Origin of the sequence: Mycobacterium vicinigordonae, from assembly GCF_013466425.1 — a bacterium.
GTDB classification, from domain to species: Bacteria; Actinomycetota; Actinomycetes; order Mycobacteriales; family Mycobacteriaceae; genus Mycobacterium; species Mycobacterium vicinigordonae.
On the sequence record NZ_CP059165.1, the window covers coordinates 1,095,965 to 1,111,141 of the forward strand.

Below are 15,177 nucleotides of genomic sequence, written 5' to 3' on the forward strand. Positions count from 1 at the left end.
TAAGCTGCTTAGACCATTTCGTTCTTGGTCAGCCAGCGCATCACCGGCCATCCGATGAACACCGGCAGCCAGCAGGTGAGCACCCGGTACAGCAGTACGGACGGCACCCCGATGGCCGCGGGCACGCCGAACGCGGCGAGTCCACCGATCAGGGCGGCCTCCACTGCACCGACGCCACCCGGGGTGGGGGCGGCCGACGCCAACGTCCCACCCACCATCGTGACGACCGTGACGGTGACGAACGTGGTGCCCCCACCGAACGCTTCCACGCTAGCCCACAACGCTAGCGCTGCACCGAGGGTTGTTCCGGCACTGCCCAATACGATCAGCGCAAGTCGTTTGGGCTCTTTGGCCAGCTCGACGAGGTCATTGGTGACCTCCTTGAGTTTGGGTTGCAACTCAATGGCCAGCCAGCGCCGCAGGTTGGGCACGAACAGGAAGGTGCCGATGATGCCCAGCGCGACCCCGGCGATCAGGTACAGCACCGTGGCATTCGGCACGAAATGCGACAGGTCGGTCGAGGTTCCGGCCACCGCGCTGAAGAAGATCAGCAGCGACAGGTGGACGATCACCTGCACGGCTTGTTGCAGGGCCACCGCGGCGGTGGCGCGCAGCGCGTTGAGGCCGCTCTTTTGCAGGAACCGAGTGCTCAAAGCCAGCCCGCCCACCCCTGCAGGGGTCGTGGTTGCCGCAAAAGTGTTGGCAATCTGCATGATTGTGAGCTTCCAGAAGCTCACCAGCCCGTCGGCACAGGCCCACAGCGCGCCGGCCGCACCGACATAGGTCAAGCCCGATACCGTCAGGCCCAGTAACGCCCACCACCAATTGGCGTTCCGGAGCTCGGAGAAGAACGTCGGCACGGTGCTGATGAACGGGTATGCGACGTAGACCAGGGCTCCGATCAGCACCAGCTGGATGACCTGGCTGCGGCTGAACCGGGTGATGGTCTCGTCTTTGATCTGGTCGGCGCCGGTCTGCCGCTTGACTTCCCCGCGGGCGTCAGCGATCACCGCCTTCGCATTGGGCACTGATGCCCGGATACGTTTCGGCACAGCCGATTTCGTTAGTCGCCGGGAGGCGTCGAGGATGGTGTCCTTGCCGAACGCATCGATCGCGGCGGCCACCGCCGACCTCGCGTCATACAACGCCGATGTGGTCACCAGCAGGTGGGCGATATCGGATTGCAGCTGGGCGTCAGTGGCGCCGTATTCGGCGGCGCCGAAACCGCCGAACAAAACCCGGCCGTCGGCGACGGTGATCTCTTTGCAGCGCAAGTCGCCGTGGGATACCTGATGGTCGTTGAGGGTCCGCAATGCCTTCCACACCTGCAGTACCGGTGTTTCGGCCGCGCACTCGTCGAGCGGAATACCCTGAACTGGATTGTGCGCGTACAGGGTCCACCCGCGGTCGAGCGCGGCCATCGCGATGGTGGCGGAGTTGGCGACGCCAATATCACCGATCGCGATGGCCATTAGTGCGCGGTGCTCCACCGCCCGGCGCAGCGAGGTCTGCAGCGGAGCGGTCTCCGACCCGCGCAGCCGCAACTTCCACCACAGCTGGCGCAGCGCGCCGCCGCTGCGTTGATGCGGGCCGTACAGCTCGACCGTCGCACTGGCCTCGGGATCGGTGGATTCGGCCGAGAGCACCAGCGGTCCCGGGCCGCCGGGGCGCACCACCAGCAGTCGGGACGCCAGGAATCCGCGCTTGGCCAACGCGCGAACCGCGCCGTCCAGCGGCACCTCGAGTGCGGGAGTTCCGACCACCAGCACCACGAAGGCGCCGACGAACCAGCCCACTGCCAATCCGACCACCGCACGGGCGGGGACGATCGCGCTGACAACGAGGTGGATCGGCACAAAGGCCAGCAACAATCCCCACCACCAGTGCCGCCAGCGCGCCGGCAACCACGGGCCCGACACGGTCAGCACCGCCGCCAGCATCGCAATCCATCGAGGGTCGTCGAGAAACTGGGCGGGCAGCGTGCTGAGTTTGTCGGAGAGGTCGAAGTGCCAGCGCGGTGCCGCGATCCGGTTGCTGCTGATCGACAGCGGCAGGAAGGCCATCAACCCGGCGGCGGCGTATGCCGCAAGCAGCTTCCATTGCCGGGAAACGATCAGCCCGATCAGGATCACGAACGGAAGCGCGAGGATCGCGGTGCCGTACACCAGGTACACCAGATCGGCCTGGTTGGGGCTCAACACCCCGACGATCTCGGAGATGGATTTTTCCAGGGCCACCCATCGCGGCCGGGTGATCAGTGAGCTCGTCACCACCGCTATTAGGGCCACCGTCGCCAGCGCCAGCCGGATGATGTCGTTGGTCCGCCGGGTGAGTGGTTGCAGCAAGCTGCCGGACACAGTGATGTCGCGACCGTCAACTCGCATGTGCACGGCTCGTCCCTCGGGGTCCTTCGGATCGGTTGCGGGTGCCGGCGTCGGCTGTTCTACGACAACTTAACGTGCCGACCTCTGCCGATCCTGCTCAAGTAGGGTCGGCAGGGATGTGTCCCATAAAGAGGGGGTCTGGGCGTGGCGCGTAGCGATGGCGACAGTTGGGAGATCACCGAGAGCGTAGGGGCCACCGCGCTGGGGGTAGCCGCGGGGCGGGCCGCCGAGACCGAAAGTGAAGATCCGCTGATCAACGACCCCTTCGCACGGGTATTCCTGGACGCCGTCGGGGACGGGGTGTGGAGCTGGTTTTTCACCGCCGACCTGCCGGACGCGGTGATCGAGGCCGAGCCGCAGTTGCCGGCTGAGATGCAATTGATGGTGAGCTACACAGCGTGTCGGACCGCGTTCTTCGACGGTTTCTTCCTCGATGCCGCCCAGGCAGGGGTGAACCAGGCTGTGATCCTGGCCGCTGGGCTGGACTCGCGAGCATGGCGGTTGCCCTGGCCGGACGGGACCACGGTCTACGAACTCGACCAGATCAAGGTGCTGGACTTCAAGGTTTCCACCTTGGCCGGCCACGGTGCCGAGCCGTCCTGCGACCGGATCGGCGTCGCCGTGGACCTGCGTGACGACTGGCCGGCGGCGCTGCGACGGGCCGGGTTCGACCCGTCGGCGCGCAGCGCCTGGTCGGTCGAAGGTTTACTGCCTTATCTCCCGGCAGCAGCCCACGAGTTGCTGTTTGAGCGGATCCAGGGCTTGTCCGCCGCTGGCAGTCGGATCGCCGTGGAGGCGCACGGACCCGGTTGGATGGATCCGGACCTGTTGGCGCAGCGGCAGGAGCGAGGGCAACGGCTGCGTGGGCTGATCGCAAAGGCAGACCCGGATCGCCAGGTGCCCGCCACCCAAGAGCTGTGGTACCTCGAGGAACGCGAAGACGTCGGCAGCTGGCTGAGCCGGCACGGGTGGCAGGCCACGGTGACTCCGGCCAGGGAGCTGATGGCGGGTTACGGTCGCGGGGTTCCCGACGGGATCGAAGACCCCACGCCGCGCACGCTGTTTGTCGCCGCGGTGCGCTCCTAGCCGCGGCGCTCGCTAGGCGGTGCTGCCCTTGACCAGTCGTCCATCCTTGACGATGGCGGTGAAAGCCTCGGCGGGCCTGGCGATCAGTGAGATGTCGGCGACCGGGTCCCCGTCGACCAGGATCAGGTCGGCCAGCGCTCCTTCGTCCACCACCCCCAGCCGGCCCGGATAAGGGTTGCGCGGCCCAGACATGGCCAGCAGCTGCGCATTGTGGAACGTAGCCTGCTGCAACACTTCTGCCGGCTTGAACCAGCGCGTCAGCTTGGCCAGCTGGGCGCCTTGGCGGGTCGCGAGGTGGGCATCGAACAAGGTGTCGGTGCCGAACGCGATCTTGACGTTGTGCTTGATCGCGAGTTCGTAGGCCCGGTCGGTGCCGGCGACCATCTGCTTGAACTTGGGAATATTGGCGGGAGGCAATGGTGTCGCATCCTCGTCGTCGAGGAACGGCTGCAAACACCACCAGATGTCCTTTTCGGCCAGCATCTCGACAGTCTCCTCGTCTATGAGCTGGCCGTGCTCGATGCAACGGACACCGGCCGCCACGGCGGTACGGATCGCCCGGGGAGTGTAGGCGTGCACCGTGACGTAGGTGCCCCAGTTCTCGGCAGCTTCCACCGCTGCGCGCATTTCGGCGTAGGTGAACTGCGAGACATCGAGCGGGTCGTAGGGTGAAGCGACTCCGCCGCCAGCCATCAGCTTCACTTGAGATGCGCCGCGGCGCAAAACTTCTCGCGCCCCGCGCAGCACCTCGGCTTCACCGTCGGCGATGACGGCCGCACCCACGATCTCGGTGTAGCTCAGGTGACCGCAGATGCCGCGCGGTACCTCGTTGGGCAACCGGAAGTCGCCGTGGCCGCCGGATTGCGAGATGAAAGCACCGGCCGGGAAGATGCGCGGACCCAGGATTGCGCCCTCGTCGATGGCCTGCTTTATCCCGAACACCGGGCCGCCCAGGTCGCGAACCGTGGTGAAGCCGCGCGACAGCGTCTCTTCCGCGCTGACCACGGCCTTGGCGATCACGTAACCGATCTCGCTGACCTGCGCCTCGATCGCCGGGATGGTGGTGAAGGCAGCGTGCCAGTGTGCATCGATCAGACCCGGTAGCAAGGTCTTCCCCGTACCGTCGAGCGTTGGCCCGCTTGATGTTCCGGCGCCATTGCCAGTACTGGGGGTGACCGTCGCGATCAGGCCGCCGCGGAGCGTGACGTCCAGCGGTCCGGTGATGCGGGCGTCCACGCTGTCGAAGACGTTGACATTGGCGATGCGGAGGTCGTGCGTTTGCATCCGGAACTCCTCGTCGACACCTGGAAGCTGACGTCACCGGGCGCCGCAAAGCGTCCATGGCCAGCTTAAAGAACGCGTCCTCTCATTGACGCGGCGGTGGCATGAGCCGGTGCGCCAAGCCGCTGGCCCGGATCGCTCGTCGTCCGACGGCGGAGCGCACCGCGCTTTCAGGGCCGACCACACGAACCTTCGTCTTGGCGCGGGTGACCGCGGTGTAGAACAGCTCGCGCGTCAGCAGTCGCGAATCCTCCGGCGGCATGAGCACGGTGACGGTATCGGCCTGGCTGCCCTGACTCTTGTGGATCGTCATCGCGTGCATCGTCTCGACATCCGACAACCGGCTGGGGGCGAACTCGAGCACATCTTCGGCACCGGCGATGACAACGCGCAGCGTGTCCCTACGATCTGCGTCGAGAACGGTTACACCGGCGTCGCCGTTGTAGACGCCCAACCCGTAGTCGTTATTCGTGACGAGCACGGGTCTGCCGACGTACCAGGTCGACCAGATCGGCTCGCCCGTGGCCTCCGCCAGCCAGCGCTCGACCTGCCGGTTCCAATACTGAATGCCGTACGGGCCCCGCCGGTGCGCGCACAGCAGTCGATGCTCGTCGAGGGTCGACAGCGCGGCTGTCGCGTCCCCCAGCGCAGCGGCCTCCCGCAACCGGAGTGCATGCGGTACAGCTAAATTGCGCAATTGTGTCCTCGGATCGTCGGTGTCAATCCATTCGACGTGATCCCCGCCGGCACGCAGCACGTCGACTGCCAGGTCGGCGTCACCGTCGCGGATCGCCAGTGCCAGCGCGCCAATCGATTCACCGAAGCGGTGTGAGGTTTTCAACATCGCAAGTGCGGTTTGCTGCGTCCCCAGCCCGTCCACTAGGTCGGCCAGGACGGCCCCTGCTTCCACCGAGGCCAACTGGTCCGGGTCGCCGACGAGCAGCAGGCGGGTCTGGGGTCGCACCGACTCGAGCAGTCGCGCCATCATGGTCAGCGACACCATCGAACACTCGTCGACCACGATGACGTCGTGCGGCAACCGGTTGCCGCGGTGATGGCGAAATCGCGTCGCGGTATCCGGTCGGCTGCCCAACAACCGGTGCAATGTGGTGGCTCGTAGGCCCGAAACCCGTTGTTGGTCAACCGCAGTCAGTTTACTGATTTCTAACTGCACCGCCTCGTTGAGGCGGGCTGCGGCCTTGCCCGTCGGCGCCGACAATGCGATTCGCATCCTCGGTCTGCCGGCCAGTTCAGCCTGCTCGGCGAACAGCGCCAGCAGCCGAGCCACCGTGGTTGTCTTGCCGGTGCCCGGGCCACCGGTAAGCACGGTCAACCCTTGTCGTAGCGCGACGTTCGCCGCCACACGTTGCTCCGCGAAGTCAGGCGGAAACAGGCGGTCGATACCAGCCACGTCTTCCGCTGCGCGGCTGGACAACAAGGCTACGAAGTCTTCGGCGACCTGCTGCTCCTCGCGCCAGTACCGGTCCAGGTACAACAGGCGGTGGTCGTAGACGCGCAACACCGAAGGGAATCCAACTAGCGGGCTGGCCAGCACCGCGGCCAGCCACGCGTCCGGTGCCGGCCACGGCAAACCCGTCACGCCGACCTGCGCCTCGACCAAGCGCAAGTCGAGGCAGACCGAGCCGCCTCGCAACGCACGCACCGCCAATGCCACGGCCAGCGAGACCAGCGGGTTCGACTCGCCGGTAATCTCCGAAAGCCTTTGTGCAACATGAATATCCGCGGAATCGATCACACCGGCCTCGTTGAAAGTCCGCAACACCCCGGTGGCCCCGACGGCCTGCCGCCAGTCCGCCGGGTCGACGGTCATACGGCAACCCTGCCCGCGTCGAGCAGATCAGAAATCGACGTCACCAACGCCGCCGGCGGCGCCCAGCTGAACACGCCGGCCGGGTGTCCGTCGACCACCGGAGTGTCCGGTCCGCACATGCCGCGCAGGAACAGGTACAACACCCCGCCCAGGTGCCGGTCCGGGTCGTAATCGGCCACGCGCCATCGCAGAAACCGGTGCAGCACAACGCTGTACAGCAACGCCTGCAGTGGATAGTCCGAGTGCAGCATCGCTTCGACCAGCCGCCCCCGGGTGTAGTCGGCTGCCGTCAGCGCAGAGCGGTCCGGGTCGCCGAGCCAGTTGGTCTTGTAGTCGACGACCAGATACCGGTATTCGGCGCCGTCGGCAATCCGCAACACCGCGTCGATCGAACCGCTGAGATACCCGCGCAGCGATTGGTCGCCCAGCGGTTCGTCGATGAGCCTGTCGGCGTAGCAGGCCAACGCGTCACTGGCGGGCAAGTGGGATCGCAGCAACAGCCCCACATCCGCGAGTCGGATGTCCGCCGCGCCCCCGCGCACGTCACCGCCGGCCAAAGGAAATTCGAATTCCAACTCGCGCAACCGATCCCGTAAGCCGACTTGCCGCAGCGTCATACCCTCGGCCAGCGGGCCTAGCGGAGTGTCATGCATCGGGACCAGAGCATCGGCCAGTACCTCGGCGGGCACATCCACCGGCCACCACACCGAATGCACCCGGATCTGCGCCGCGAACTCACCGGCGAGATCGGCGGCGAACGGATCGGCTGTCTCCAGAACCGCGTGCACCAGCGAACCGAACTTCGCCCCGGTCGGCAGCGCAGCCATGGGCGAGGGTACATCGGCGGTGGCTGCGGGCTCGGCCAGCGCAATGTCGCCGACTTCGTCGTCCAGCTCGGCGACCTCGGGCTCACTGCTCGCGCCGACGGATCCCTCCGACACTCGGAGGAGGCCCGAGTAGGACGTGCGCCGCCATGCGGTGTCGATGGGTCGGTGGAAGTGGCGAATGCTCAGGTCTGATGGCGTTATTCGGCCCGAAATGGTCGGATGCGGGCCGATCACGGATTCTTCGATGACCGGGCCACCTGCGTCAGCCCACTCCTGCAGTCGCGCCCACGCTTCCTCATCGCTGATCTTGGCGGGCGTGCAGCGGTCGGGCACCGCCGCCTCTCCGGGGCGCCGGCCGCGCAGCAATCGGGACAAGCCCCCGTTTGGTTCGTCATACGCCGGCGACCACCAGGCCACAACTTGTGACTGGGCCCGCGTCAGCGCCACGTAGGTCAGCCGGCTGTCGTCGCTGGCCGCTTCCCGACAACCCAGCTGTTCGACCTCGGCGAAATCCGGACTGTCCTTGCCCCCGATATGCAGGCAACGCACCTGCCCATCGTGGAACAACACCAGATCGCGTTCCTGGATATTGCGATTAAACGCGAAAGGCAGGTAGACGATCGGATACTGCAGGCCCTTGCTCACCCACACCGTCATGATCTGGACCGCCGCGGCGTCGCTGTCCAGCCTGCGGTTGCGTTCGATGGCGCCGCCCCGTTCGTCACGCTGATCGCGCAGCCAATCCCGCAGCGCAGGCAGCGAATAATGCTCGCGGTGGGCGGTTTCCTGCAGGAGCTGCGTCAGGTGCGCCAGGTCGGTCATGTGCCGCTCGCCGCCTTGCCAGGACAGCACCCGGTCACTCATGCCGGCCATTTGCGCGGCCTCGAATATCGCCGCCACTCCGCGCTGTCGGGCGTGGTCGGCCCAGCTGCGTAAGGTGTCGGCTACGCCGTCGGTGAGCGAGTCACCGCCGCCGGCGAGGTCTTCGGCGGTATAGCCGAAGAACATGGTCGCCGCTGCGGCGCGCACTATGCCGGGTCGGTGTGGTTGGTCGAAGGCTTCCAGCAGCGCCAGCCAGTCGTCGGCCGCCGCCGAGGCGAACACGTCCGAATCGCCGGTGTACACCGCCGGGATTCCGGCGTCGGACAGTGCCCGGTGGCACGCGCGGGCATCCTTGTGCGTCTCTACGATCACCGCGACGTCCCGAGCCTCCAGCGGTCTGTCACCGAACGTGGCTCCGCCGGCCAACAGAGCGCCGATGTCCGCAGCGAGGTCGCGCCCGATGTGCTCCCGCAGTTCCCCGATGGGTATATTTTGAAGTCCGCTGCGGCCCAATGCTTCTCGTCGCACCACGCGGATCCGGAACGGATCGTTGCGCGGCGCGCCGGCCAAGCGGTGGCCTCGGTGATACGCCTGCACATCGCGCACGACGATGTCGGGGCCGCCGAGTTCGGCACCGAGCAACACCGCCTGCAGCCGGTCGACGAGCGCGGCGTCGCTTCGCCAGTTCATCGCCAGCGTCCGTTTGTCGCCTGCGTTGGCTGCGGCATGCAGATAGGTCACGATATCGCCGCCGCGAAACGCGTAGATGGCCTGCTTGGGGTCACCGATGAGGATCAGCGTGGACCGCCCACTGAACGCGCGCTGCAACACCTGCCACTGTACCGGGTCGGTGTCCTGGAACTCGTCGACCATCACGATCGGCCAGCGTTGATGCATGCGGACGCGGGCCGGGGAGTCGTCGGTATCGAGGGCGACTGCCAACCGGATAAGCAGATCGTCGTATCCCAGGATCCCGCGCTTGCGCTTGCGCCGTTCCAGCTCGGCCAGAACGTTTTTCACGAAATCAACTCGGACCGCCGCCGAAGATCCCTGCGGCGCGTCGAGTGGCCGCAGCTGCGTCGACGGGTTATTCACCGCCTTCCGCGCGATACGCAGCGCCTCGGGGTAATCCAGTACGGGATCGTCACGCTCCTGCCCGAAATGAGCCAGGAATAGGTCGTCGACGATTTCGGTGACCAGTTCGCCGAGATCCTCGACCAAGGTGACTCCGGCGTCGGTATCGCCAGCCACCCCCAGCGATTTGAGCACCAACTGACAGAACTGATGGATGGTTGCGATAGTTGCGGAGTCGAAGCCGGCCAATGCATCTCGCAGGCGTTGCCTGCGCTGTTCACGTTCGGTGTCGGTGGCCGCGACGAGGCGGCAGATAAGTTGGTTGTCGCCTACCGACGCAGGATCGTCGAAAGCATTGAGTGCGTCGACTATTTGGCATCGCACCCGCTCGCGAAGCTCTTGACTGGCCGCTCGTCCGAACGTGATCAGCAACATTTCATCCAGGGTGGCCCGGCCTTCGGCGACGTACCGGGTCACCAGGCCGGCCAACGCAAACGTCTTGCCGGTTCCGGCACTGGCTTCCAGGACCGTGGTAGAGCGATCGCCGGGCAGCGGCCCGAGCAGGTCGAACGCTAGCATCAGCGAGACCTCCGCTCGGCGCGCAGCTCGGCCCGCAGCATCGGCAGCCAGAGGCGAGCGGCATAGGCGCCCAAGCGATTGTCCTCTCCCTCGTGCTCCTCGCCGGGCCGCAACGGCTGCATCAGGTCGCTCAGCGGTGCGTGCCTGCCCCAGGCGCGCACGTGAGCAGGCTCGTCGTCCTCGCCGGGGTAACGCTCGGATTTCCACCGGTATCTGGCATTGGTCAGCGGGTCCTCGCCGGAGTAGCGGGCCACCGCCCACGCGTAGGACGTCTTGACGGGCAAGGGAACTGGCTCCCGGCGTCCGGCATCGTAGATGGATACGAGGTCGCGCAGCAATTCGACGGGGGACTGCTGTGGTTGCCCCAGCCCTTCCTCGCGCGGGGTGGATCCCCGCTTCGGCCGCCCTATGCAAATGGCGGACCAGTCGCGCCCAGGGAACTCGGTAAGCAACGCCAACAACGGAATCCACGATTGCAGCAGATGCTTGCCGTCGAGCTTGGAGTACGTCACCGACACCAGTCGGTCTCCGAAAACCTGTGGCACGGTGCCGGTCAACCGCCTGCCACCGAGGTCGATGTCCACGTCGTAGACAGCCGCTTCGGCGTGCCGGTATTGCAGTGCCGCATCCGCGAGCAGGGCAGCCTGGTCACGGATCTCGGTCACCTTGCGCCAGCCGAGTCGTCCGGGCGGCAGCGTGCCGCGCCGCCACTCCGCATGGCGGGCCTCGTCTGGAGCCATGCCGGCCAAGATGTCGTTGAGCATCCGATCGCCGACGGTCCACGCCTCCAACGCGTCGATCTCCACCGGCATGGCATCCGCGACGCCGTCCACGTCCCACGGCAACGTGTACTCGAGCGCCCGAAAGAAACCCTTCACGGGATCTTTGAAAAAGGTGATCAGATCGGCCAGGCCAACATCGTCGAGCGGCGGAGGCGGCAGCGGCCCACAGATGAACTTCGGTTGCTCGGCGCGAATTCCGCTGGCCGCCCGGGCCGCACGCAGCACGGTCGGATCGAAGCTGAACGGCTCGTCCGGCACCAGGCGCCCGCGTTCGACGTTACGAATGTCGAAAGGCTGCAAAGGATGTTCGATGACAATTCGGGAACGGACCTGGTGTTCGGTTGTCTTGTCCAAGGTGTCGAGCAACTCAGCCAGCGGCACCGCGGGTGGTCGGCGCTGACCCGAGTACTCGTTTGCGCCGGTATAGGTGATGACCAGATGGCTGGTGGCCGCACCGACCGCGTCGAGGAGCAGTTGGCGGTCCTCGGAACGGATGTCGCGCTCACCGGTCATTGGGCGGCGAGCCAGCACATCGTCGCCGTCGACGACACCTAGGCGCGGAAAGACGCCGTCGTCCAGACCCACCAGGCAAATCACCCGGTGCGGGACCGAACGCATCGGAACCATGGTGCAGACCGTCAGCGTGCCGGTGCGGAAGTTCGCTCGAGTGGGACGCCCGGCCAGGTGCCGGTGCAACAGCGCGCGGATATCGGGCAGCCGCAACGGTGTCTTTGACCGGGACCCCGCGGTGCCCAGCACGTCACCGAACTCGCGCTGCAGCTGACTGGTCTGCCAGGCATCGGCATCATCGATCTTGGTCAGCAAGGCGATGCCGTCCGTCAGCGCGGTCAACCAAGCCCGCAGCGTACGCGTTCCGGTCAGCGAGTCGACCACGCGCTGCAGCCGGTCGACGAATTCGGCGAACTGACCGACCAATTCGACCCGGTTGCTGCCGACGTCGTCGAGCGGCAAGGTCGAATCGATCCACGAGTGCGAGGCTTCCGACATCGCGACTCCCGCCAGCACACGGTCAATACCGAATCGCCATGTGTTGTGGACGAAGTCAACTCCGAATGGTGCGCGGTGTTCCCGATCGAAGCCCCACCGGATATTCGCCTGGCGCACCCACCGGGTGATGGCCTCCAAATCGTCGTCACCGAACCCGAAACGTGCTCTCACCGGAGCGGATTGCGCGAAGTTGAGCACCTCGCTCGCCCTCACCCGGCCGTTGGCCAGTTCGAGCAACTGCGAAGCCACACCGAGCAGCGGATTAGTTTGCAACAGCGCACGGTCGGCGAGCCGCACCCGCAGCCGGTGAGCCGGATGCACGCCCTGCACCACATCCCCGAGGCCGAAGTCCGCCACGATCAACGGCGCGTAGGTCTCGATATCTGGGCACATCACCAGGATGTCGCGGGGCTCCAGCGTGGGGTCGTCGGCAAGCAGGCCGAGCAGCACCTCGCGAAGCACGTCGATTTGCCGGGCCGGACCATGACAGCTGTGCACCTGGATCGAGCGGTCGTCGGCCGCCAACGTGCGGCCCCGCGGCCGCAGCGAGTTAGCAGCCAGGTCGGACTGCAGCCAGCCGAGTAAGGTGGCAGGGCGTGGGGGGCCGGCGAGCGCCTCATCGGTCGCGGGACGAGCGGGCAGGCTGTGCTGCAACTCGCGCAGATCCCGGCCCAGCGTGGCCAACAGTGGATGGCCGACCTCGCGGTGGCTGGTGTCCTCCCGACGAGGCAGCACGCCGTGACTGCCGGCCAGCACCCGCCACATTGCATCGCTGGGATGCGGCAGCCACAGGTGCAGCTCGTGGCGGGTGGCGACTGCCTCAAGCAACTCCACGTCGGTGCAGGCCAGCCGGGTATGACCGAACAGAGACAACCTGGCCGGTAGCACCGTTAAGCCTGCGCGCAGTCGCCCGAGCGTCTTTTCGTGCCGGATATGCGGCGGATCGGCAGACACCCGGGCCACCAGTGCCCGCCATAATTCGGGCTGCCAAGCGAGATCCTCATCAAGGTCGCCGACGGTGCCGGCCAGCCAATCGACCAGTAAGCCGGGACGCTGCCGAGCGTAGGAGGCGAACAATCCAGCCAGCCGCCGAGCCACCGAGTACCGCCGTCCCCGCCGTAGCTCGGCCTCGTCTCCAATTTCTAAGTGCCCCAGATGTTTTGCCAGCGTGGCGCACCACGGCTCGTCCAGCGAGCAGTCGATCACCTCCAGCAGGGGCCACGTCATCGCCTCGGGCGACCACGGATCGTCGTCGACGGTGCCGGTAATCTCGGCGATCAGCGACGCCGGGCTACGGAACGAAACGCCTGCGCAGACGCCGTCGCTACGATCCGCCTTGCACCCCAGCCGGTGGGACAGCCGCTGACTCAGCCAGCGCTCGACCCCCCGGGCCGGCACCAGAACCAGCTCCTCGGCAAACGGATCCGGCAGCGGCTCGGCCAGCAGGGCGCCGAGACCGTCGGCAAGCAGATCGGTTCGTTCGGCACGGTGCAGATGAAGGCCCATCGCGGGTCACCCTAGACCGTGGTGTCGACATGCTCGCGACCCGCTGCGCAGCACTTGGTGGCAGCATGGCCAGATGGAGACCTGGGATGCGATCTGCGCGCGGCGCAATGTCCGGCAATACACCAACCAACCCGTGTCCGATGCGGATCTCGACCGTATCGCCGAGGCCGGGTGGCGGGCACCGTCGGCAAAGAACAGGCAGCCGTGGGATTTTGTGATCGTCACCGATCGCGCTCAGCTGCAAGAACTCTCGACTGTCTGGATGGGTGCCAGGCACATCGCGTCGGCGGCGGCTGCGATCGTGCTGGTGGTGCCGGTGCCACCGGACGAACGCCGCAAGATCGTCGACCAGTATGATGTCGGTCAGGCGACCATGGCGATGATGCTGGCCGCCACCGACCTGGGCATCGGCACCGGCCACTCATCAGTGGGGGACCAGGACAAGGCGCGGGCGATCCTCGGTGTTCCTGACGATCGTCTAGTCGCCTTCATGCTAGGCCTGGGATATCCCGCTGATCGGCCGCTGCGGCCGATTCGCAAACCGAACCGTCGCCCGTTTGGCGAAGTTGTCCACCGCGGTCGCTGGTGAGACCGCACGCCGGGCATCCTGGTACGCGTGAACAGACACGAAATCACCGAACAGATCGTCGTGGCGCGGCTGACCAACGGCCTGAGCTGGCAGCAGCTGGCCGACGCCGTCGACCGGCCGCTGCTATGGACGACGTCGGCGCTGCTGGGTCAACACTCAATACCCCCCGAACTGGGCAAGATCCTGGTCGAGATGCTCGGTCTGGACAAATCGACCGTGCCGATATTGGCGGCAACCCCGATGCGGGGCGGACTGCCGACACCGGTGCCCACCGACCCCACCATCTACCGCTTCTACGAGGCGCTGCAGGTCTACGGTGGCGCACTCAAAGAAGTCATCCACGAGCAGTTCGGCGACGGCATCATGAGCGCCATCAACTTCAGCATCGACCTGCAGAAGAAGCCGCACCCTTCCGGCGACCGCGTCGTGGTCACCTTCGACGGCAAATTCCTTCCCTACCAATGGACTTCGGCCCACGATTAGATTTCAGCGAAGGCGCAAGCCGCGAGACTACTTGGGAGGCATCCGGATTCCGCCGTCCACGCGGACAACCTCGGCGTTCATGTAGGAGTTGCTGAGCAGCTCGAGAACCATAGAGGCGAGTTCGTCGGGTGCGCCCAACCGGTGCGGAAACAGCACCGATTCACCCAGCTTGGCCTTGAACGCCTCCGAAGCTTCGCCTTCCCCGTAAATCGGGGTGTCGATGAGGCCGGGAGCCACCGTATTGACCCGGATACCCACCGCAGCCAGGTCGCGGGCCACCGGCAGTGTCAGTCCGACCACGCCGCCCTTGGACGACGAGTACGCGGCCTGGCCGATCTGGCCGTCGAAGGCGGCGACACTAGTCATGTTCACGATTGCCCCGCGCTCACCGGTCGGGCTGGGTTCCAGTCGGCTCATGGCCGTCGCCGCCAGGCGGATGCAGTCGAACGTACCGACCAGGTTGATCGCCAGCACCTTCTTGTACGCGTCCAGGTTGTGCGCCGAGGCGAATTCGCCGTCCTTGCCGATGGTGCGCTGCGCCCAGCCAACACCGGCGGAATTGACCAGTGCGCGCAACGGACCGAGGTCGACCGCGGTGTTCACGGCATCCTCGATCTGCTCCGTCTTGGTGACGTCGACGGTGACGAAGGCACCGCCGATCTCGTGAGCGAGTTCCTTGCCGCGATCCTCCTGCAGATCGGCGACGACGACCCGGGCGCCCCTGGCGGCCAGTTGCCGTGCGGTGGCCGCACCGATTCCTGATGCCCCACCGGTGACGATTGCACTGATTCCGTTGATATCCACGAGGCCACACTAACGATTGGCAAATCGGCGACCGACAAAGGATCTGCCCGGACTGTGACCGGGCCGCGATCCGTGGCTAGTCTCATCAGTATCGCTGGTACAAAATCGCGGAATTCCAAAC

At 66.1% G+C, this 15,177-nt stretch carries 9 protein-coding genes; 3 read left to right on the top strand and 6 right to left on the bottom strand.

The window, feature by feature from the left end:
* Positions 1 to 8: 8 nt before the first annotated feature.
* Positions 9 to 2,384: a lysylphosphatidylglycerol synthase transmembrane domain-containing protein gene (locus H0P51_RS04740; RefSeq protein ID WP_180916872.1), complete on the bottom strand. Its 2,376-nt coding sequence runs from the start codon at positions 2,382 to 2,384 to the stop codon at positions 9 to 11.
* Positions 2,385 to 2,528: 144 nt separating this feature from the next.
* Here H0P51_RS04740 and H0P51_RS04745 point away from each other — a divergent pair, with 144 nt between their 5' ends.
* Positions 2,529 to 3,470, top strand: coding sequence for a class I SAM-dependent methyltransferase (locus tag H0P51_RS04745; RefSeq protein WP_180916873.1), 942 nt, complete (start codon positions 2,529 to 2,531; stop codon positions 3,468 to 3,470).
* Positions 3,471 to 3,482: 12 nt separating this feature from the next.
* Here H0P51_RS04745 and H0P51_RS04750 read toward each other — a convergent pair whose 3' ends face one another.
* The 4 genes from H0P51_RS04750 to recC form a co-directional block, all read right to left on the bottom strand.
* Positions 3,483 to 4,754, bottom strand: coding sequence for a metal-dependent hydrolase family protein (locus H0P51_RS04750; protein WP_180916874.1), 1,272 nt, complete (start codon positions 4,752 to 4,754; stop codon positions 3,483 to 3,485).
* Between the two features lie 82 nt (positions 4,755 to 4,836).
* Complete coding sequence (gene recD / locus H0P51_RS04755; RefSeq protein ID WP_180916875.1) at positions 4,837 to 6,582, bottom strand: exodeoxyribonuclease V subunit alpha; 1,746 nt, start codon at positions 6,580 to 6,582, stop codon at positions 4,837 to 4,839.
* Positions 6,579 to 9,884: an exodeoxyribonuclease V subunit beta gene (gene recB / locus H0P51_RS04760; protein ID WP_180916876.1), complete on the bottom strand. Its 3,306-nt coding sequence runs from the start codon at positions 9,882 to 9,884 to the stop codon at positions 6,579 to 6,581. Before recB ends, recD begins: the two co-directional genes overlap by 4 nt.
* The gene (gene recC, locus H0P51_RS04765; protein ID WP_180916877.1) at positions 9,884 to 13,180 is read right to left on the bottom strand and encodes an exodeoxyribonuclease V subunit gamma; all 3,297 of its coding nucleotides are present in this window, start codon (positions 13,178 to 13,180) and stop codon (positions 9,884 to 9,886) included. The genes recB and recC overlap by 1 nt, the downstream gene beginning before the upstream one ends.
* Positions 13,181 to 13,253: 73 nt before the next feature.
* Between recC and H0P51_RS04770 the strand changes: the two genes are divergently transcribed.
* Together H0P51_RS04770 and cynS are read left to right on the top strand one after the other, a co-directional pair.
* Positions 13,254 to 13,769, top strand: coding sequence for a nitroreductase family protein (locus H0P51_RS04770; protein WP_180916878.1), 516 nt, complete (start codon positions 13,254 to 13,256; stop codon positions 13,767 to 13,769).
* 27 nt (positions 13,770 to 13,796) lie between these two features.
* A complete protein-coding gene (gene cynS / locus H0P51_RS04775) occupies positions 13,797 to 14,252 on the top strand; it encodes a cyanase (protein ID WP_425488960.1) in 456 nt (151 codons plus the stop codon).
* A gap of 27 nt (positions 14,253 to 14,279) precedes the next feature.
* On the opposite strand, the gene H0P51_RS04780 is transcribed toward cynS, so the two are convergent.
* Complete coding sequence (locus H0P51_RS04780; protein WP_180916879.1) at positions 14,280 to 15,056, bottom strand: SDR family NAD(P)-dependent oxidoreductase; 777 nt, start codon at positions 15,054 to 15,056, stop codon at positions 14,280 to 14,282.
* Between the last annotated feature and the right edge of the window lie 121 nt (positions 15,057 to 15,177).

What these genes read in the sequence shown, in the direction of transcription:
- H0P51_RS04740 (WP_180916872.1), bottom strand. Translation starts at nt 2,384, where the DNA reads ATGCGAGTTGACGGTCGCGACATCACTGTGTCCGGCAGCTTGCTGCAA.
- H0P51_RS04750 (WP_180916874.1), bottom strand. Translation starts at nt 4,754, where the DNA reads ATGCAAACGCACGACCTCCGCATCGCCAATGTCAACGTCTTCGACAGC.
- recD (WP_180916875.1), bottom strand. Translation starts at nt 6,582, where the DNA reads ATGACCGTCGACCCGGCGGACTGGCGGCAGGCCGTCGGGGCCACCGGG.
- recB (WP_180916876.1), bottom strand. Translation starts at nt 9,884, where the DNA reads ATGCTAGCGTTCGACCTGCTCGGGCCGCTGCCCGGCGATCGCTCTACC.
- recC (WP_180916877.1), bottom strand. Translation starts at nt 13,180, where the DNA reads ATGGGCCTTCATCTGCACCGTGCCGAACGAACCGATCTGCTTGCCGAC.
- H0P51_RS04770 (WP_180916878.1), top strand. Translation starts at nt 13,254, where the DNA reads ATGGAGACCTGGGATGCGATCTGCGCGCGGCGCAATGTCCGGCAATAC.